Source organism: Streptomyces glaucescens (genome assembly GCF_000761215.1).
Classification (GTDB): domain Bacteria; phylum Actinomycetota; class Actinomycetes; order Streptomycetales; family Streptomycetaceae; genus Streptomyces; species Streptomyces glaucescens_B.
Map to the genome: position 1 here is coordinate 6587418 of NZ_CP009438.1, position 19958 is coordinate 6607375.

Annotated in this window: 15 protein-coding genes; 8 read left to right on the forward strand and 7 right to left on the reverse strand. The window is 73.5% G+C overall.

Features of this window, described 5'->3' with window-relative positions; genetic code table 11:
- Positions 1–53: 53 nt before the first annotated feature.
- Positions 54–1043 carry an amidohydrolase family protein gene (locus tag SGLAU_RS28475; RefSeq protein WP_043505401.1) on the reverse strand — a complete coding sequence of 330 codons (990 nt, stop codon included), beginning with the start codon at positions 1041–1043 and terminating at the stop codon, positions 54–56.
- 28 nt (positions 1044–1071) lie between these two features.
- On the reverse strand, positions 1072–2700 hold the full coding sequence (locus SGLAU_RS28480; protein ID WP_043505402.1) for an FAD-dependent oxidoreductase: 1629 nt from the start codon (positions 2698–2700) through the stop codon (positions 1072–1074).
- Positions 2701–2962: 262 nt separating this feature from the next.
- On the opposite strand from SGLAU_RS28480, the gene SGLAU_RS28485 reads away from it, so the two are divergent.
- Together SGLAU_RS28485 and SGLAU_RS28490 are read left to right on the forward strand one after the other, a co-directional pair.
- Positions 2963–4222, forward strand: coding sequence for a cytochrome P450 family protein (locus SGLAU_RS28485; RefSeq protein ID WP_052413930.1), 1260 nt, complete (start codon positions 2963–2965; stop codon positions 4220–4222).
- Positions 4219–4581 (forward strand): antibiotic biosynthesis monooxygenase family protein, encoded by a 363-nt coding sequence (locus tag SGLAU_RS28490; RefSeq protein WP_078957937.1) that lies wholly within the window; start codon positions 4219–4221, stop codon positions 4579–4581. Before SGLAU_RS28485 ends, SGLAU_RS28490 begins: the two co-directional genes overlap by 4 nt.
- 144 nt (positions 4582–4725) lie before the next feature.
- Here the strand turns inward: SGLAU_RS28490 and SGLAU_RS28495 are convergent, their stop codons facing one another.
- Complete coding sequence (locus tag SGLAU_RS28495) at positions 4726–6282, reverse strand: GMC family oxidoreductase (protein WP_043505404.1); 1557 nt, start codon at positions 6280–6282, stop codon at positions 4726–4728.
- A 249-nt stretch (positions 6283–6531) separates the two neighbouring features.
- Complete coding sequence (locus tag SGLAU_RS28500; RefSeq protein ID WP_043505405.1) at positions 6532–8676, reverse strand: SpoIIE family protein phosphatase; 2145 nt, start codon at positions 8674–8676, stop codon at positions 6532–6534.
- Between the two features lie 329 nt (positions 8677–9005).
- On the opposite strand from SGLAU_RS28500, the gene SGLAU_RS28505 reads away from it, so the two are divergent.
- Positions 9006–10295 carry an AMP-binding protein gene (locus SGLAU_RS28505; RefSeq protein WP_159072810.1) on the forward strand — a complete coding sequence of 430 codons (1290 nt, stop codon included), beginning with the start codon at positions 9006–9008 and terminating at the stop codon, positions 10293–10295.
- 200 nt (positions 10296–10495) lie between these two features.
- Here SGLAU_RS28505 and SGLAU_RS28510 read toward each other — a convergent pair whose 3' ends face one another.
- On the reverse strand, positions 10496–11308 hold the full coding sequence (locus SGLAU_RS28510; protein ID WP_052413931.1) for a helix-turn-helix transcriptional regulator: 813 nt from the start codon (positions 11306–11308) through the stop codon (positions 10496–10498).
- A 967-nt stretch (positions 11309–12275) separates the two neighbouring features.
- Between SGLAU_RS28510 and SGLAU_RS28515 the strand changes: the two genes are divergently transcribed.
- From SGLAU_RS28515 to SGLAU_RS33010, 5 genes are all read left to right on the forward strand, one after another.
- Entirely contained in the window at positions 12276–12599 is a 324-nt protein-coding gene (locus tag SGLAU_RS28515) for a PadR family transcriptional regulator (RefSeq protein WP_043505407.1), read from the forward strand.
- Positions 12599–13276, forward strand: coding sequence for a hypothetical protein (locus SGLAU_RS28520; protein WP_043505409.1), 678 nt, complete (start codon positions 12599–12601; stop codon positions 13274–13276). Before SGLAU_RS28515 ends, SGLAU_RS28520 begins: the two co-directional genes overlap by 1 nt.
- Before the next feature lie 244 nt (positions 13277–13520).
- A complete protein-coding gene (locus SGLAU_RS28525; protein WP_244315360.1) occupies positions 13521–15743 on the forward strand; it encodes an MMPL family transporter in 2223 nt (740 codons plus the stop codon).
- A 137-nt stretch (positions 15744–15880) separates the two neighbouring features.
- Positions 15881–17545 carry an NAD(P)/FAD-dependent oxidoreductase gene (locus SGLAU_RS28530; RefSeq protein WP_052413932.1) on the forward strand — a complete coding sequence of 555 codons (1665 nt, stop codon included), beginning with the start codon at positions 15881–15883 and terminating at the stop codon, positions 17543–17545.
- Between the two features lie 29 nt (positions 17546–17574).
- The gene (locus tag SGLAU_RS33010; RefSeq protein ID WP_159072811.1) at positions 17575–17982 is read left to right on the forward strand and encodes an ester cyclase; all 408 of its coding nucleotides are present in this window, start codon (positions 17575–17577) and stop codon (positions 17980–17982) included.
- Here SGLAU_RS33010 and SGLAU_RS28540 read toward each other — a convergent pair.
- Together SGLAU_RS28540 and SGLAU_RS28545 are read right to left on the reverse strand one after the other, a co-directional pair.
- Positions 17963–18610 carry a response regulator transcription factor gene (locus tag SGLAU_RS28540; RefSeq protein WP_043505410.1) on the reverse strand — a complete coding sequence of 216 codons (648 nt, stop codon included), beginning with the start codon at positions 18608–18610 and terminating at the stop codon, positions 17963–17965. The genes SGLAU_RS33010 and SGLAU_RS28540 overlap by 20 nt on opposite strands.
- A gap of 300 nt (positions 18611–18910) precedes the next feature.
- Entirely contained in the window at positions 18911–19954 is a 1044-nt protein-coding gene (locus tag SGLAU_RS28545; protein ID WP_052413934.1) for a methyltransferase, read from the reverse strand.
- Positions 19955–19958: the final 4 nt, after the last annotated feature.

Consider the following 19958-nt stretch of genomic DNA (forward strand, 5'->3'; position numbering starts at 1 on the left):
GGCGGAGACAGCGGCCCTTCTTCTTCGCTTCTTCCTCGTGGGCGCGGAGCGGGTCAGCGGGCGAGCGCCGGGAGGAGCCGCAGCGCGTTGTCCCGGTTGATCGCCCGGAGCTGGTCGTCGGAGAGCGCCGGGTCGGCGTCCAGCGCGGGCGCGGTGACGCCGGCGACGACATGGCCCGGGGTGGGCGGCCAGTCCGTGCCGAACAGAATGCGGCCCGGGTCCACCGCGGCCAGCAGGGTGGGCGTGGCCGACGGGGACATGGGCCCCGCCGTGTCGTAGTAGAAGCGGTGCAGGTAGTCACGCACCCGGCCCGGCTCGATCGGCGGCGTGAGGTGCCCGCCGAAGAGGTCGAGCCGGTCGGCGACGTAGGGCAGGAATCCTCCGCCGTGCGGGAGGACGAAGGTGAGGTTCGGGTAGCGGTCGAGGGTGCCGTTCCTGATGAGGTTGATCGCGGCCCGCGTGGTGTCCACCAGGAAGTCGCAGACGAACGGCGGCATGCCGGGCAGCCCCGCGCTCCCGCTCCCCGGCTTGCCCGCCGGCACCTCCATCGGGTGGGTGCTGACGACGGCGTGCCGCTCGTCCAGTTCCCTCAGCAGCCGGTCGTGCGACGGGTCGCCGAGGTAGACGCCGTCCATGCTCGTCCGGGTGCTCACGCCGACGGCGCCCAGCTCGTCGAGGCCGTACGCGAGGCTCCACGAGGACAGTTCCAGGTCGTCCAGGAACACCGGGGTGAAGAACCGGAAGCGCGCGGGGTGGCGTTCGACGACCTCGGCCGCCGCCCGCAGGGCCACCCGCGCGCTCTCCTGGCGCTCCGCGCGCTCGCGGAGCCGGCCGAGCATCGCCACCGTCATGACGGCGGTGCCGATGCCCGCCTTGTCCATCACCTCCAGGGCGGTGTCCAGGTCCCAGCGCGTCCACCAGGGCAGCTTCTCGCGGTCGGCGATGCCGCGTTCCTCCGCCCAGTCCAGCCAGGCGGGCGCGGTGAAGTGGTGGTGGACGTCGATCCGGCCCGCGGCGGGGGTGTCGTCTCGTGCTGTGCTCATCTGCCCTGTCCTCCTCGGCGGTGGGGGTTCACAGACGGCCGAGGACCGTCTGCAGCGCGGTCGTCAGCATCCGATCGGCGTGCGGCAGTTCGGCGTGCGCCCGCCAGGCGACGAAGCCGTCCGGGCGGACCAGGACGGCTCCGTCCTCGGCCGTGCCGTGCAGCTTCGCCCAGTCGGTGTCCGGCTCGGGGACCAGGTCGCACTCGGGGCCGTCGCCGACCAGGTGGCACTCCACGGGCAGGCCGAGGTTCGCGGCGGCCTGCGCGGCGGCGGCGCGCCAGGCGTGGCCCTGGGCCCCGGAGAGGAGCACGAACGACCGCTCGTACAGGTCCAGCGTGGAGATACGTGCCCCGTCCCTGGTGACCCACATGTGCGGGGCACGGGTGCCCGGGTCGCCGCCGAGCTGGAAGGTCTCGGGGACCACCGGAAGGTCGGGGGAGGCGCCCAGCACCGCGTCGGAGGCGTACCGGTAGCACAGTGCCACGGTCATCAGGTCCTCCGGGTCGTTGTTGCGGGTCGCCGCGGAGCTGAAACCCGGGTGCTCCTCCTCCACCGCCTGCGCGGACGCCCGGGTGCTGGTGGTGAGGGCGACGGGCCGCCGCTCCCGCTCGTAGCTGTCCAGCAGCGACGGCTCGGCCCAGCCGCGCAGCACCGCGGCCAGCTTCCAGGCGAGGTTGTGGGCGTCCTGGATTCCCGTGTTGGAGCCGAACGCGCCGGTGGGCGGCATTTCGTGGGCCGCGTCACCGGCCAGGAACACCCGGCCCCGGCCGTAGCTGTCGGCGACGCGTTTCGACGCGTGCCAGGGTGCCTTTCCGGTGATCTCGACATCGAGATCGGGCACGCCGGCGGCGGCCCGGACGTGGTTCGCGCAGCGTTCCTCGGTGAAATCCTCGAGGGTTTCCCCGCGCTCCGGGAACCAGGGAACGTGAATGACCCACCGTTCCTCGTTGTCCACCGGGAGCAGCGCTCCCTCGCCCCGCGGGTCGGTGATGTAGCAGACGACGAACCGCTCGCCGCCCGTGTAATCCTTCAGCCGCCGGCTGCGGAAGGTGACGCTGACATTGTGGAACAGCTCACCGGGGCCCGACTGGGCGATTCCCAGCCGATTGCGCACCGGACTTCTCGGGCCGTCCGCGGCCACCAGGTAGTCCGCCGCCACGGTGGAGGTCTCGCCGGTCTCCCGGTTCTGGATCAGCGCCCGGATTCCCCGCTCGTCCTCCTCGAAGGAGACCAGTTCGGTGTTGAAGCGGATGTCCCCCTCGCGGCGGGCCTGCTCCAGCAGCACCGGCTCCAGGTCGTTCTGGCTGCACAGGCACCAGTCCGAGGAACTGACCCGGGACACGTCCATGCCTCCGGAGATGTCCCGGATGATCCAGCGGCGCTGGCTGCCGGTGAGGGTGTCGACCTGGAGGACGCCGTCGTTCCCGGCGAGGGTGGAGGCGGCGGCCCGGATGCGGGCCTCCAGCCCGGCGGTACGGAAGAGCTCCATGGTGCGGACGTTGTTCCCGCGGCCCCTCGGGTGCGTCGACGTCGCGGCGTGCCGCTCCACGAGCATGTGCTCGATGCCGAGGCGGCCGAGGAACACGGAGGTGGAAAGACCCACCAGCGATCCGCCTACGATGAGTACTGGTGCAGATTCGACTGCGCGTCCGCTCACTGAGATTCCTGCCCATCCGGCGGTGCCCGGGTCCGGGGAATTCGGGCACCTGCCTGTTCATGTGTGTCAATCCGTGTTTATCAAGCGGTACTTGCGCGTGCGATCGGGCACGCCCCTGACTGGGCCGGCCGGGTCAACGGGGAAATTCCACACGCATTTCCGGCGACCCGACCCGGATGGACCAGCCGCGTTTGCCGGGACGCGCGCCGCGGGAAAACGTGGCACTCGACGGAGCCCACCCCGCGACACCCGGGAGCAGTCAATGACGCAAGCGTTCGCATCCGAGGAAATGTCATCCGAGGAGGCCGCGGCGGCGGCCGCCTCCTGCAGCCGGGAGTTCCGCGCCAACCCGCATCCCGTCTACGCCCGGCTCAGGGAGACCGCGCCGGTGTGCCCGATGTCGCCGCCGCACGGCGTCGAGACCTACCTCATCACGCGGCACGACGACGCCCGCGCCGCGCTGGCCGACCCGCGGCTGAGCAAGGACATGTACGGCGCCATCGACGCCTATCACCGCATCTTCGGCGACTCGTCCATCGCGCTGGACGACAACATGCTCTTCTCCGACCCGCCGAAGCACACCCGGCTGCGCAGGATCGTCGGCAACACCTTCACGCCCAAGCGGGTGCAGTCGCTGCGCCCGCGCGTCCAGCAGATCACCGAGGACCTGCTGGACGCCTGCCCGGCCTCCCGGCCCGTCAACCTGCTCCCCGAGTTCTGCTTCCCGCTGCCGCTGCACGTCATCTGCGAACTGCTGGGCGTCCCGCAGAACGAGCGCAAGCAGGCCCAGGAGTGGTCCGCGACCGTGGCGCAGACCGGGTTCGGGCCCGAGGCGCGCGCCAGGCTCGAGGTGGCCGAGGGCAATCTGCGCGACTACCTGGTGGACCTGATCGCCCGCAAGCGGCGGGAGCCGGACGACGGCCTGCTGAGCGCCCTGGTCGAGGCCCACGACCAGGAGGGCGCCCTCACCGACCACGAACTGGTCTCCACGGCGTGGGTGCTGCTCTTCGCGGGCCACAAGTCGACGGCGTACCAGCTCGGCAACGCCCTCTTCCACCTGCTCACCCAGCCCGAGCAGAAGCGGCTGGCCCTGCGCGACGAGCAGTCGATGGCCGCGGCGGTCGAGGAGATCTTCCGGTTCGAGACCTCCGTGGAGAACGGCACCTTCCGCTACGCCAAGGAGGACGTCGTCATCCGCGACACGCTGATCCCCAAGGGCTCACTGGTCCAGGTGTCGATCGCCGGGGCCAACCGCGACCCCGAGGTGTTCGAGGACCCGGACCGGATGGACGTCGAGCGCCCCAACGCCCAGGCGGACCACCTCGCCTTCGGCTTCGGCCCGCACTACTGCATCGGCGCGCCGCTCGCCCGCCTGGAGATGCACCTCGCCCTCACCACGCTCTTCGGCCGGTTCCCCCGCGTCACGCTGGCCTCGGCGCCCGAGGACGTGCCCTGGCTGACCGTGCCGTTCCCCGCCTTCCGGGGCGTCGCCGAGCTCCCGGTCGTCCTCGACCCGTCATGACGGCCCCCGTACGGGTGGTCCGGCTGCTCCGGGTGCGGGACGGGCGGGAAGCGGACTTCGTGGCCGCCTACCAGGGCGTCTCCGAACGGGCCCGCGGCTTCCCCGGCCACCTCGGCGAGCAGCTGTGCCGCTCCCTCGACGATCCCGCCCAGTGGCTGCTCACCAGCGAGTGGGAGAGCGCCGAGGCCGTCGGGCGGTGGCGCACCGACCCCGCTCACACGGCCCTGGTCGAGCCGCTGAACGCCTGTCTGCACGACGACCGCTGGACGGGACTGTTCCACATCATGGCTCCGGCCGGAGCGCGGGCCGTGCCGACCTCCGGTTCCGGGACGGCGCCCGGGGGTCCCGGGACCCCCTGACACCCGCGGCGCCGCCCCCGCGCCTGCGCGGCGCGCCCTCCGCCGTGGCCGGCCGTACTCGTCGTCCGGCCGCCGGTGCCGGGGAACACCGGCCCGGCACCGGCTCCGCTCACCGCGCGGCTCCTCTCACCGCGCGGTTTCCTCTCACCCCGTGGCCCCCTTCACCAGGTCGGCCGCCTTCTCCGCGACCATGATCGTGGGGGCGTTGGTGTTCCCGCGCGGCACCGTGGGAAAGACCGAGGCGTCCGCGACCCGCAGCCCCGCCACACCGAACACCCGCAGCTCGGGGTCGACCACCGCGCCGATCGCACAGGTCGACGTCGGGTGGTACAGCGTCTGCCCGGACCGCCGCACCCAGGCGAGCAGCTCCGCGTCGGAGTCCGCGGCGGGCACGTCGTACGGCCCGGTGACGACATCGGACACCGCCCGCTGTGCGGCGATCTCCAGGGCGATCCGTACACCGGCGACGGCACACTCCCGGTCCTCGGCCGTCATCAGGTAGTTGTGCACGATGCGCGGGGCGGCGTCCGGGCGCGGGGAGCGCAGGGTGACCGCGCCGCGGCTGGTCGGGGCGAGCACGCACGGACCGAAGCCGAAGCCGTGCTCGGCGACCGGGCCGAGCCCCTCCTGGTGGAAGAGGACCGGGACGGCGTGGAACTGCACGTCGGGCGCGTCGAGTCCGTCCCGGCTGCGGAAGAAGCCGCCCGTCTCCCCGATGTTGGAGGTCAGCGGGCCGCGCCCCGCGCTCTCCAGCAGCGCGGCGTTCTCCGCGGCCGCCGCTCCGGTCAGCGACTCCCGGCCGGTGCGGAAGTTGAGCAGCGCCGCGTAGTGGTCCTGGAGCCCCTGGCCGACCGGCAGGTCGCTGACGACCTCGACACCGAAGGCGGAGAGCGCCGCGGCGGGCCCGATCCCGGAGAGCATCAGCAGCTTCGGGGACTCGTAGGCGCCCGCGGACAGGATCACCTCCCGCTCGGCGCGGACCACTTCGACGACGCCGCCCCGTTCCACCTCCACCCCCGTCGCCCGGCCCCCGTCCAGCACCACGCGGTGGGCGCGGGCGGAGGAGAGCACGGTGAGGTTCGGCCGTGCCAGGGCGGGGTGCAGGTAGGCGACGGCCGTGCTGCAGCGCAGGCCGCCGCGCTGCGTCAGCTGGTAGCTCCCCACACCGAACTGCGTCCCGCCGTTGAAGTCGTCGTTGGTCTTGTGCCCGGCCTGCACGGCGGCTTCCACGAAGGCCGCCGCGAGCGGATGCCGGGACCTGCCGTCGCTGACCGTCAACGGCCCGCCCACGCCGTGGTGTTCGTCCTCACCGCGCTCGTTGTCCTCGGAACGCTTGAAGTACGGCAGCACATCGGCGTACGACCAGCCGGTCGCCCCGGCCGCGGCCCAGCCGTCGTAGTCGGCCCGGTTCCCCCTGATGTAGATCATGGCGTTGATCGAGCTGCAGCCGCCGAACACCTTGCCGCGGGGCAGGTACGCGCGGCGCCCGCCGATCCCCGGCTCCGGTTCGGAGTCGAGGTCCCAGTCGAGGCCGGATTTGAACAACTGCGGGAAGGCGGCCGGGACATGGATCTCCTGCGCCGTGTCGGGGCCGCCCGCCTCGATCAGGGCCACCCGGACGGCGGGGTCCTCCGACAGCCGGGCCGCGAGGACACAGCCCGCGGATCCGGCGCCGACCACGACGTAGTCGTACCTGCTCATTCCATCCCCTTTGATCGAGAAGGCGGTGTCACGCGCGTGCGGGAGGCGGACGCGCCCGCCCCGGCACGCCGGCCGGGCCGGCCGGCGGGGCGAGCGCGTCGGCGCCGGGGGTGCCGTCACGGCGAGTGTCCCCGCGGGCCCCCGGACCGGTACAGGGTGCGGCGGCCGCTCGGTGGGGACACAGACGAGATCGCGCCACTCGGCAGCGCCCGGGAGCGCCGGCCGGGCGCACCGGCCCGGCACGGGCCGTCAGCCCGGGACGCCGGCCTCGGCGGGCAGCGGCTGCTCCGCCCAGATGACCTTGCCCTCCCGGGTGTGCCGCGTACCCCAGTGCTCGGCGAGCTGGGCCACCAGCAGCAGCCCGCGACCGCCCTCGTCGAAGGCCCGGGCGCGGCGCAGGTGCGGGGCGGTGCTGCTCGCGTCGGAGACCTCGCAGGTCAGCGTCGACTGGAGGATCAGCCGCAGCTGAACGGGGCCCTTGCCGTAGCGGATCGCGTTCGTCACCAGTTCGCTGACCATCAGCTCGGTGGTGAAGGCCAGCTCCTCCAGCCCCCAGGCGGTCAGCCGGCGGGTGGTGAAGTCACGGGCCCCGGAGACGGCGGCGGGATCGGACGGGAGGTCCAGAACGGCGACGTGGCCGGGATCGAGTGCCCGGGTCCTGGCCACCAGCAGGGCGACGTCGTCGGCGGGACGGCTGGGCAGCAGCGCGGCCAGCAGCCGGTCGCAGATCTCCTCCGGCGACCCCGGCGCCCGGGCCAGGACGTCGCTCAGCAGCGAGCGCGCGGTGTCCACGTCCCGGATGCGGCTCTCCAGGAGACCGTCGGTGAACAGCGCGAGCAGGGTGCCCTCCGGCAGCTCGAACTGGGCCGTCTCGAAGGGCAGCCCGCCCAGGCCCAGCGGTGGGCCGATGGGCATCTCCGGGAAGTCGACCGCCCGGCCGGCCGGGGCGCCGCCGGCCACCGGGGTCACCACGGCCGGCAGCACGTGCCCGGCGCTGGCCAGCGTGCACAGCCGGGACACCGGATCGTAGATCGCGTACAGACAGGTGGCGCTGGTCTCGCCGTCCTCGGCCGACTCCTCGCGCTGCAGCCGGATGACCACATCGTCCAGATGGGTGAGCAGCTCGTCGGGCATCAGATCGATGTCCGCGAAGGCGCGGACGGCGGTCCGCAGCCGGCCCATGGTGGCGGCGGCATGCAGGCCGCGGCCGACCACGTCGCCCACCACGAGGGCGACCCGGGCGCCGGACAGCGGGATCACGTCGTACCAGTCGCCGCCCACCCCCGCGCAGGACCCGCTGGGCAGGTAGCGGGCGGCCGTCTCGGCCGCGGACTGCGCCTCGGGACGGCGCGGCAGCAGGCTGCGCTGGAGGGCGAGCGCGGTGGAACGCTCCTGGGTGTACCGGCGGGCGTTGTCGATGGACACCGCCGCCCGCGCCGCGATCTCCTGCGCCAGCAGGAGGTCCTCCTCGTCGAAGGGCGCCGCGGTGCGGTCCCGGAAGAACTGGGCCAGGCCCAGGGTGTTCCCGCGCGCCCGCAGGGGCAGCAGCAGCGCCGTGTGCGCGCCCGGCGCGGACGGCCCGCCGTCGTGCTCCGGGGCGTCCGGTCGCGTGCGGTGGCGCAGCAGCGGCTGCCCCGTGACCAGCGCGTGAGCCGGTTCGGACCCGGCCGGATAGGTGTGCGTCCGGCCCGGGGCGACGGCGGGTTCGCCACCGCCTTGCGGGTCGGGGTGCTGCGCGACCCGCCGCAGCACCGGCGGGGGAGTGCCGTCGTCCTGGAGGACGGATTCGAAGAGGTCGACGGTCACCAGGTCGGCGAAGTCGTCCGTGCCGACCTCCGCCAGCTCCCGGGCGGTGCGGACGGTGTCGAGGGTGGTGCCGATCCGCCTGCTCGCCTCGTTGGTGAGCAGGAGCCGCCGCCGCAGCAGCCGGTCGCGCTCCTCCTGGTAGGCGGCGACGACCTGCTCCGAACCGCGGTCGACGTACTCGAAACCCGTGGCGATCAGCCGCATCCCCGCGGCGTTGATCAGCTCCCAGTCGCCGGTGAGCCGCGTGGCCTCGCGCTGGATCATCTGGAGCAGGCTCACATGCCCGAGGCGGTAGGCCCGCAGGAGGGTGCTGACCGGTACGCCCCTCCGGGCGAATCGGCGGGCCACCTCCGGCGCCGAGGCGGGGGTCTCGATCTCGCTGATGTCGAGGCCGTGCTCCAGCATGTCGAGGAACGCGGTGACGTGCCCGGCGGTCTCCTCCAGGGCCACCAGGGACAGCTCGTCGTCCTTCCACATCTCGGGCAGCTCGGCGCGCAGCACCCGCAGCAGCACGTCGGCCGACTGATGCGCCCGCGGCCTCAGCGCCTGAGCCAGCCGCCGCAGGAAGGCGTCGACATCGGTCCCCATATCCGCAACGTACCGAAGGGTCCGCACCCGCGCCCGTCCGGGCGCACCGGCCGTACACCGGGCGCTCCCGTGGCCCCGGTCCCCGTCCGGGTCCGGGCGGTACGGCCGCACTCCGGGCGCGCCCGCGTGGCGCCGGTCCCCGTCCGGGCCCCGCAGTGGTCCGGCAGTGGTCCGGGGTGGTCCGCCGCCCGGTGCAGACGGGCTGGGGGATCTGTCGAGAAGCTGCCCAGAGCCGCACGGCAGACTGCCCTCCGGGGACGCCTCGGCCGGGGGCCCGCCGCCTCCCGGGGGGCACGACCGTGGCGGAACGGCATCTTCCGGGGGGATCAGTGCGCGCAGCGGAAACCTTGGCCGACGACGGGACGGACCGTGGCGCGGCCGCCGGAACGCGGCCGGCGGGCCGGGGCCGCCCGCCGGCCGCGCCGCACCACCGAGGAACCCTCGACGGCCTGTTCTCCCTGATGGCCCGGCGCCGGGGCACCGGCGTCGCCGTGCAGGACGAGGGCCGCAGCGTCACCTACGCGGGCGCGGAGCGCTACGCCGCCCGGCTGGCCACCGCACTCCTGCGGGCGGACGTCCAGCTCGGCGACCCCGTGCTGCTGCACTGCACCGACCATGTGCAGTTCCTGGTGGCCCAGTTGGCCGTCCCGAAGCTGGGCGCGGTGTGCGTGCCCGTGCCGCGCGACGCGGATCCGGCGGCCCTGGAGCGCTGCGCCGAGGTGAGCGGCGCGTCGCTGGTGCTCTGCGGCGCCGCCCTGCGCGCGCGGTGGGACCTGCCCGCCCTGGTGCTGGACGATCCGGCGGTGTGGTCGCGGATCTCACGGGCCCGCCCGGAGGCGTCGCTGCCCCACTCCGGCCGTACGGACGCGGCACACCTCCTCGTCGAGCACGCCGACGGGACGGGCCATCTGATCGACCACCGGGCGTGGCTGCTCGCCCTGGCCGCTCGCACCCGGCGGGCCGGTTCCCCCGGCCCCGGCGTGGCGGTCACGGGACGGCCCGGCGCTCCGGAGGCGCTGTCCGGGGCGTGGTGGGCGTTCGGCACCGGCGCGACCCTGTCCGCCCTGCCCGGACGCGTCACGCTCGCCGCGCGGCCCACGGAGCACGCCGGCACGGTCGTCCTGCGGCCCGCCGACCACGCCGCGGCGCTCGACGCGGCCGTACCCGGAGCCCCGGCCCGGCCGCACACCGTCCTGCTGGTCGGCGAGCCCTGCCCAGGCGAACTCGTGCGCAGGCACGCCCGGATGCTGCCCCGGACCCGTCTGCTCGCCGAGTTCGCCCCCCTCGACGGAGCGCTGCCGTGGGCGGCCGTCGAACACCCGGCGGACGGTGCCACCCCGCTCTCCTCCGCGGTCGTCGGCCACGAGGTGCCGCGGGTGCGGATCACGATCCGCGACGCCGAGGGGCGCCCGGTCGAGGACGGCCGCACCGGCGTGGTGTGGGCGTCCGGCACCGCCCTGCCCTTCGACCGGCTGGGCGCGCGCGGCCGCCCGGAAGGCGAGCCGCCGGCCCCGGCACCGCTCGCGAGGTCGCCCTACCTCGGCCGCCGCGGCGAGGACGGCACCGTGGAGATCACGGGCGGAGCCGCCCGCCCCGGGCCCCGTGTGCACGGCGACTGAGGACCCGGCCGCCGCGGCCGGCGGCCCGAGCCGCCCGGTGCGGTGCTCGCACGGGTCGGCGCGGCGGTGTGCAGGCGTGCCTGCCGCCTGACCGCCACCGGGGCCGGCAACGGTCAGGTCCTTCGTGGACGGGCCCCAGCGCCCGCGGCCGTCGGTCCGTCGGCCACCCCCGCGTGGCACGGACTGCGGGACGGGCGCGGTCAGGCGGTGGCCAGGGCGTGCCGGCAGCCGAGGGCCGGAGCCGGAAAGGCGGCCCGCCGGGGGAGGGGTCTCGGGGACGGACGCCGGGGCAGCGGATCGTGGCCGGGCAGGGCGAGGAGCACCGGCGGACGGGTCCAGTCCTCCGGCTGGACCGCCATGTCCAGGCGGACGTGGGTGCCGCCGGTGATCTGTACCGGACCCACCGTGCCGACCAGGAGCGGACGCCCGCTGGTGAAGTCGTCGGCGGTGTGGGCGCCCAGGGCGACGGCGTGCAGGTACCACAGCCCCGGCGGCACGTTGTTCAGCGCGAAGGGCCCGGCGCCGTCGAGCATGGACCAGGCCACCGGCCGCCCCTGCACGACGGGGCTGTCGAAGGCGCCGATGCACAGCGGGGAGAGCGGTGTGCCCGTGACGTGCGCGGTGCCGGACACGGAACCCAGCGGCCCGGCCGGCGCGGCCGGCGGGAGGACCGCCGGGTGCTCGCCGCACTCCCCGCGGGCGATCCTGCGGTACTGGGTGGGGGAGATGCCGACGGACGCGGTGAACCGGCGGGAGAACGTGCCGGTGCTGCTGTAGCAGACCTGCGCCGAGATGTCGGCGACGTTGAGCCGGGTGTCGGCCAGCAGACGCTTCGCCTCGTGCAGCCGGACCGCGCTGAGAAAACGGCCCGGGGTCACACCGGTGATACGGCGGAATACCCGAAGGAAGTAGAACTTGCTCACCATCACGGAGCGGGCCAGGTCGTCCAGACTGAGAGGTTCGTAAAACCGTTCACGGATGGTGATGACCGCGCCCTGCGCGAGGTGTTCCATTCGGTGGGCTCCCTCTCTGACGGCTGGGTGGTGTGGCGGCATGACCGACGGGTGGAACCTGGGCGCCAATGCCTCGACGCGGCGTGCTGCCATGTCTTCCTCGTTCCTTTCCGACTCGTCGTGGGCGTCCCGGGGGAGCGGCGCCGTGGAATTTCCGCACCGAATTCCACGGGGGCGGGGGAGCGCGGCTGATCAGCGAAGCGGCCGGGGAGGCGTCCGGGCGCCACGCCGCGCGCGTCCGGGAGCCGTGACGTACCCGGCGCCGTTGCCATGCCGATCGCCCCCCGTCAGTGGCCCGCTCGACTGCCGCTGCTTACAGGGTGCTTGATTTCCGCGTGGGGAAGGGAGGAAGGGAAAGACCCGTGAATGAGAGGGCGGGTCCGCCACGAGCCGTGTGAGCGTGACATAAGGATCACGCCGACTCGGTTGTGAGGTAAGGGTGACCTTTGTTCGGTCGTGTGCCGTGCGGGGCAATTACCTCGGGCATGTACGCGTGGTTTCGGCGGGCCACGGTGTTCACGCCGACGGCGTTCGACCGGCCCGTCCCGTGCGCCGGCGGAAAACACCGCGGCTGAGCAATCTCGAAGTCGCGGCGCGGCGCGAGGGGTTCCTACGATCGAGGCGGCGGCCGACGCGACGCGGGAGGCCGGCGCCCGTGCCCTGCCCACCCCGAGGAGACGCTGTGCCCCAGGCCGCGGCAAGGCCGAAGGAACGAGTCCGAGCCGGCCGGTGCGTCACCGGCCCCGGCACCGTGGGCCCGGCCCGCGCCACGGCGCCGGCCGGGCGCGGCCGGGCCCGGCCCGCACCGGGCGAACCGCCCGGCCGCCGCCGCCAACGGCCGCCCCAGGTCCGCGGCCCGGCTGCGGCCGGGGCCCCGGGCGGCCGCCGCGGCCCGTGCGCGAGCGGCGGCAGGCGGGCCCGCGCGCACCGTGTCCGGCCCGGTGCCCGATGTGTAGTGTGGTCGGACATGAAGGCGGAAACCCTGAGAGGGAACCTGGAAGGGATGCTGCTGTCCGTCCTGGAGCCCGGCGAACTCCACGGTTACGCGGTGATCGAGGAGCTGAAGCGGCGCAGCGGTGACGCGATCAATCTGCCGACGGGCACGGTCTACCCGGCCCTGCACCGGCTGGAGGCCGCCGGCCTCGTCGGCAGCGAGTGGTCCCGCCACAACGGGCGGCGCCGCCGCAACTACTACCTCACCGCCGCGGGCCGCCGCGCGCTGGCCGACAAGCGCACGGCGTGGCGGGAGGTCTCCTCGGTCATCTCCGTCGTCCTGGGAGGCGAGGCCTGATGGGGGCGGGGGTCCTCGAGGGGTACACCGACCGGCTGGCGGAACACCTCGTCGGCGACGACTCGCGCCGGGCCGCGATCCTCGACGAGGTGATGGACGGTCTGCAGTGCGCGGTCGAGGGCAACCTGGAGGACTGCAGTGACGCCGAGGAGGCCGCGCGGCGGGCCGTACGGGAGTGGGGGCCGCCCGGGGAGGTGGCGCGCGCGTACAACGACGCCACGCTCCGGCTGAGCGCGCAGCGCCTGTCGCTGCGGGCGGTGTGCGTGCTGCCGCTGCTCGCGGCCACCTGGGCGGCCGCGCTGCTCGGCGGGCCGGCCGGCCCCTGGGCGGTGCGGCACCCGCCGCTGCTGCTGACGGGCATCTCGCTGGTGGCCTTCGGCTGTGTGATCTGCCTGGCCGGCGCCTTCTCCGGGCTCCGCAGGGGCACCGGCATCCGCGCGGCGGTCGAGCGGCGCGACGACACGGTGACCACGGGCACCCTCGCTGCGCTCTCCGGGCTGCTGTGCACGCTGGGCGCGCTGGTGCTGCTGCTGCTCAACCGCGGTCTGTCCCACCCGGAGTCGCTGGACTGGCCGATGGTGTCCGTGCCGGCGACGCTGACCATCCTGTCCGCCCTGTACTTCGGTCTGCACTTCAAGCGCTTCGTCTCCGTGGTGCGGGGGGTGGACACGGTCTGACGCGCCGGCGCGCCGACGGCCGCCTCCTTCCCCGAGAGCTCCCCGTGCGGGACGACCTCCCCGGTTTCCCGCACGGGGAGCTCTTCTGTTTCCGGCACCAACCGTCGTGCCTGCCGGGCGAGTTGACGTCCGCCGTCGTGGCGCACACCGGTTGCGGCGCGGTGATCGGGCCGCTACCTTGTGCGTCGATAAGTAGCGTCGCTACAGAATAGTGTCACTACAGGAGGTCGGTGCCGTGGAGCGCATGACACGGTGGGTGCTCGCTCACCGGTGGACCGTGGCCCTGGTGTGGGTGGTGCTCACCCTCGCCGGGGGAGCCATGTCGGGCAGCACGATCGACAGACTCACCTTCGAGTCGCGGCTCCCGGACAAGCCGGCCCAGGAAGCGAACGACGCGCTGGCCCAGCGCTTCTCCCAGACGGGCGGCAAGAACGCCCCGCTGCTGCTCGTGGTGACCCTTCCCGAGGGCACGACCGCCGACAGCGCCGAGGTCCGCAGGCAGTGGGGCGACCTGGTGTCCCGGGTGACCCCGCAGGGCGGCCGCAGCGTCTCGTACGCCGGCACCGGCGACGACTCGCTGCTGTCCGAGGACAAGCGCACCACGGTCGCACTCGTCTACCCCCCGGCCAACCCGTCCAACGCGCCGTACGAGCAGTCCCTCCCGGCCATCAAGAAGACCGTCGAGCAGACGAAAATCGCCGGCGCCCAGGTCGAACTGACCGGACAGCCGGTGCTCTCCGGCCGGGACAGCGGCGCCCAGCGCAGCCCGATCTACGAGACGCTGATCGGCGCCGTGGGCGCGCTGGTCGTGCTGGCCCTGGTCTTCGCCAGCGGTCTGGCCATCGTGCCGCTGCTGATGGCCGCCGCCGCGATCCCCACCACGTTCCTGCTGGCCCGCGGGGTCACCGGCATCACCGACGTCTCCTTCATCGTGCAGTACCTGGTGGCCCTCATCGGCCTCGGCATCGCGATCGACTACGCGCTGCTCGTCGTCACCCGCTGGCGCGAGGAGCGCACCAAGCCCGGCGCCGACGGCCCCGAGCCCGAGGCCCGCAAGGAGGCCATCGTGCGCTCCCTGGCCAGCGCCGGCCGGGCCGTCGCGCTGAGCGGCGCCACCGTGGCGATCTCCCTCGCCGCCCTCGTCGTACTGCCCGTGCCCTTCCTGCGCAGCGTCGGCTACGCCGGTCTGCTCATCCCGCTCGTCAGTGTCGCCGTGGCGCTCACCCTGCTGCCCGTGCTGCTCTACTCCTGGGGCGACAAGCTCGACCGGCCGCGCCGCCGGCACCGCCCCGACAGCAGGATGTGGACCGCGATCGCCCGGCTGACCACCCGTCGCCCCGCGCTGTCCGCGCTGCTCAGCGGCGCCGTCCTGGTGGCCCTGGCCGCGCCCGTGCTGTACCTGAGTCTCGGTCAGCCGGCCACCACCACCCTCGCCCAGGGCGGACAGCCCGCCAGGTCCTTCGACCGGATCGTCGACGCCGGATTCGGCGAGGGCATCGCCCGCCCGGTCGAGGTCCTGGTGGGCGCGGACGGCGCGGACGCCATGAAGGAGAGGCTCGGCGGCATCGACGGCGTCGCCGGCTCCGTCGCGCCGGCCGACTGGACGCGCGACGGCCTGCGGATCGTCGACGTGTGGACCAGCGACGACCCGTCGAGCGACAGCGGCCGCGACACGGTCGCCGAACTCACCGGCACCGCGCGTCAGACGCCGGGCACGCTGGCCGGCGGCGGCCCCGCCCAGGACGCCGACTTCATCGACGCGGTCTACGGCGAGCTGGGACTCATCGTGCTCTTCGTCGGACTGGTCACCTTCATCGTGCTGGCCCGCACCCTGCGCTCGGTGGTGCTGCCGGTCAAGGCCCTGGTGCTCAACGCGCTGTCCACCTGCGCCGCCTACGGCGCGGTCGTCCTCATCTGGCAGAAGGGCTACGGCAGCGAACTGCTCTTCGACACCCCGGCCGTCGGTGCCATCACCATCTGGGTCCCCATGGCGGTGTTCGCGTTCCTCTTCGGACTCTCCATGGACTACGAGGTGTTCATCCTGCACCGCATCCGCGAGACCCATCTCGACCTGAGCCGGGAAGGGGTGCGGGACACCGTCGTGCCGTCGGTGGTGACCGGCATCAGCCGCACCGGGCGGCTCGTCACCTCCGCCGCGCTCATCCTGTTCCTGGCCTTCACCGCACTGGCCAGCCTCCCGATCACCGACGTGAAGGTGTTCGCCACCGCGCTGGCGGCGGGCATCATCATCGACGCCACCGTCGTCCGGGGCCTGCTCACCCCGGCCCTGGTCACCCTCCTCGGGCGGTCCAACTGGTGGTTCCCGCGCTCCTTGGGCCGGCTGCTCGTCACATCCCCCGCCGGGACAGCCGGCCCAAGGCCCACGCCGACCGGCCAGGACGCCGCCGGGCGGGGCACCGCGCCGGCGGACCCCGCCGCCACGACCCGGGAACAGGGCCGGGTCTGACCGGGCGAGCCACCGCGCCCCGGCGCGGTGGCTTGCACATGCTTTCTCCGGCCTTCATCGGCGTGGGGGAGGGTGATCGCGCGGACGTGAGCGCACGGCGCCGTCCGTCACCCGCCGACTGCGAAGGGAACCGACACGTGTCCACACAACGGCCGAGTTACGACGTGGTGATCCTCGGATCGGGTATCGCCGGATCCACCCTCGGCGCCGTCCTGGCCCGCAGTGGTGCCAAGGTGCTGCTCGCCGACGCGGCCACCCACCCGCGGTTCGCGGTGGGGGAGTCGATGATCCCCCAGCTCGTCGCCTGGCTCCAGGTGCTCGCCGAGCGGTACGACATCCCGGAGTTCGAGGCGCTGGCCGACGCCACCACCATCAACGAGCGGGTCAGCAACACCTTCGGCCGCAAGCGGCACTTCGGGTTCATGCTGCACCGCCCCGGCCGGGAACCCGACCCCACCGAGGCCCACCAGTTCGTCATCCCCGACGCCCTCACCTCGGCCAGCCACCTCTTCCGGCAGGACAGCGACGCCTACCTGTTCCGGGTCGCCGTCGCCCACGGCTGCGAGACCCGCCAGCAGTGGCGCGTGGCCCATGCCGGGTTCGACGCCGCCGGGGCCACCCTGACCGGCACGGACGGACACCGGGTCCGCGCCCGCTACGTCGTCGACGCGAGCGGATTCCGTTCCCCGCTGGCCGAGCAGTTCGGCCTGCGCGAGCAGCCGCCGCGGTTCCGGCACCACTCACGCTCGCTGTTCACCCACATGATCGGGGTACGGCCCTTCGACGACGTCGTACGGGCCCCCGAGGGCACCCGCCCGCCGGTGCCCTGGCACGAGGGCACCATGCACCACCTCTTCGAGCGGGGCTGGTTCTGGATCATCCCCTTCGACAACCACGAACTCTCCCGCAACCCGCTGTGCAGCGTCGGCGTCACGCTCGACCCGCGGCTGTACCCCAAGCCGGAGGACATCGGCCCCGAGGAGGAGTTCGCCCGGCTCGTCGCGCGGTTCCCCGCCGTGGAGCGCCAGTTCCAGGGCGCGCGCAAGGTCCGCGAGTGGGTGTCGACCGGCAGGCTCCAGTACTCATCGCGGCGCACCGTGGGCCCGCGCTGGTGCCTGATGTCGCACGCCGCCGGCTTCCTGGACCCGCTCTACTCGCGCGGCATGTCCAACACCTTCGAGATCATCAACGCGCTCGCCCCGCGGGTGCTGCGGGCCCTCGCCGACGACGACTTCGACGAGGAGCGCTTCCGCTACGTGGAGGAACTGGAACAGGGGCTGCTCGACCACAACGACACCCTCGTCAACTGCTCCTTCATCGCCTTCTCCCACTTCCGCCTCTGGGACGCGGTCTTCCGGGTCTGGGGCGCCGGGAACACCCCCGGCACCCTGCGCATCAACAACGCCCTGCGCCGGTTCCGCGAGGACCGGGACACCACGGTGTTCGACAGGCTGGAGAAGGCACCGCACACCGGTCTGTGGTGGCCCGACAGCGACGCCTTCAAGGAACTGCTCCAGGGCACCGAACGAGCCTGCCTCGACTACGAGTCGGACCTCATCGACGGTGACACGGCCGCCGACCGGGTGCTGCGGCTCGTACGGGAGAGCGAGGCGGTCTCGCCGGGATTCGGGTGGAAGGACACCGGACGCCGGTTCATCCACCCCGACCGCCGGGACATGGCGGCATTCCTGGAGTGGGCGGCCGCGTCCCCGCTGCCCGAACTCGGCCCGCTCGGCCGGGAGAGCCTGGCCGCGCTGCGCCGGGCGGCCGGCCCCTCCCCGGCCACGGCCGGCCACCGGTGAGGGGGCCGGCCGTGCGGGGGGACGCGTCCGTGCAGGACGCCAACAAGGCGCTCGCCCGCTACTGGTTCGACGAGGGCTGGACCCGCGGCAACGTCGGTGTGGCCGACCGCGTCTTCGCCCCCGGTTTCCTGCTGGACGGCGAGCCGGTGGGCCCCGAGGGCCCCCGACGGAGCGTACGGCGGCGGCACGCGGCGTTCGCCGGGCTCACGGTCGAGGTCGGGCTCCAGATCGCCGAAGGACCATGGGTGGCCACCTGGTTCACCACCCGGGCCACCCACGTGGGCGAGTTCGCGGGAATCGCCCCCACCGGGCGCACGGTCACCTCCGAAGGAGTGCAGCTGTGGCGCGTCGAGGACGGCCTGGTCGTGGAGGACCGCAATGTGTTCGACCTCTGGAAGGTCCTGTCCCAGCTCGGCGCTACGAACCGGAACGGATGATGTTCTCCTCGTAGGCGAAGATGACCGCGTGCACACGGTTGCGCAATCCCAGTTTCTCCATCGCTCTTTGGACATGGGACTTGACGGTGCTCTGGCTCAGCGTCAGTTCCGCGGAGATCTCGGCGTTCGTGTATCCGCGGGTGAGGAGCCGGAACACCTCGATCTCCCGGTCCGTGAGCTGTGCCAGCGGGGAACTGCGGGCATCAGGACGGGCCGTGGGCATGAGCAGCGACCGCCCGGTGGCCATGATGCGGACCGCGGCGGCCAGTTCCTGCGGACTGCTGCGGCTGGAGAGCAGGCCCTTGGCCCCCGGCAGCGGGACCCGCTCCGCCGCCGAGGCCACATCGTCGATCAGGACCAGCATGGTCGGCGTCCCCCGGCCTGACGGCCGGGGGACGGCCAGCGCACCGACGCGGCGGACGGCGTCCGCCGCGTCGGTCTCCGTGTGGGAATTGATGACCACCACATCCGGCCGCAGCTTCGGATACCGGGCGGCCGCCGTCGTGCCGTCCGCCGCCTCGCCGACCACCTGGATATCGGGAAAGTCCTCGAGAATGGTGCGCAGCCCGGTGCGCGAAATGGGGTGCGAATCGACGAGCAGGACCGTGGTGCGAGCCGAGCCTGACATGTATTCCCCCGTGTGTCCTGGACAGAGCGGACCTTGCAGACAGAATAGAGCGGTACACGTCCGTCGGATCCACACCGGCGCTTATCCCAGATTGGCGAATCCGGGCCCGCCGGAGGCCGTCGCGCGCGTCGCGAAAGCGCGTGTACGGAAGGCGCCGGGCCCGGCCGTGCCGTCCGTTCGAGCCGGAATTGCGGTCCCCGCGCCGGGAGGACGAGCAGCCCGGCGCGGAACGGACGCGCCCGCTCCCGCCCCGGGAACTGTCCTGTCCCGGGCCGGGAGCGGTCGGCGTGCGCGGCGGGTTCAGTCCTTGCCGGCGACCAGCGCGGTGGTGAGCGCGGGCAGGGAGACGGTCCGCCGCACGGTGAACCCGGCCCGCGCCACCCACTCCCGGCACTGGGCCGCCGAGAAGCCGCTCGCCTGCGCGGACTGGGTCATCATGACGAGGCTGAGCAGCAGGGACTCGGGCCGTGACCGCTCATCGTCGAGCATCGTGTCGTAGACGACGAGGCAGCCGCCGTCGGCCACCGCGGCGTGCGCCCGGCGCAGCAGCTCCAGCCGCCGCTCGTCCGGCCAGTCGTGCAGCACGCCGCCGAGGATCAGCACGTCCGCCCGGGGCAGATCGTCCACGAAGAAGTCCCCGCCCACGAACGCCAGCCGGTCACCCACGCCCCGCTCGGCCACCAGGTCCTCGAAGGGCGCCCGCATCGCAGGACGGTCGAGCACCGTGCCGGTCAGCCACGGATGGGCGGCGGCCAGGCGCGCGGCCAGGTTGCCGCGCGCTCCGCCGATGTCGCTGAAGGTGCGGTGGGCGGACCAGTCCAGGGACGCGCACAGCCCCTCGGCGACCGCCGAGCTGAAGGCGTCCATGGCCGACAGGAACAGCCGCAGCCGCTCCGGATCGTGGAAGATCCGGGTGAACGGCACCTCGCCGGCCGCGTTCTGACCGCGGGCGTCTCCGGTGCGCAGCAGCCCGGTCAGCGCCTGCGGGCCGCCGCCCATCAGGTCGCCGGTCATCCGCAGGAAGCCGCCCAGGAAACCGTCCCGGTCCGGCAGCAGATGCCGGGCCGCGGCCGGGCTGTTGCCGTACCGCCCGTCCACCCGGCACAGCAGCCCGATCGCGGCCAGCGCGTCGAGGAAGTCCCGGGCGGCACGCGGATGCAGACCGAGCCGGGCGGACAGCTCCGCGCCACCGAGCGGCCGCTCGGCCAGGGCGGTGAACACGCCCAGCTCCAGCGCGGCGCTCAGCAGCCCGCTCCGGACGAACGACCACCCGACGAACATCACGTCATAGGGGTCGTCGAGCGCCCCCGGCCGGCCGGCGCAGCCCGGTTCCCGTGTGGTCATCGCC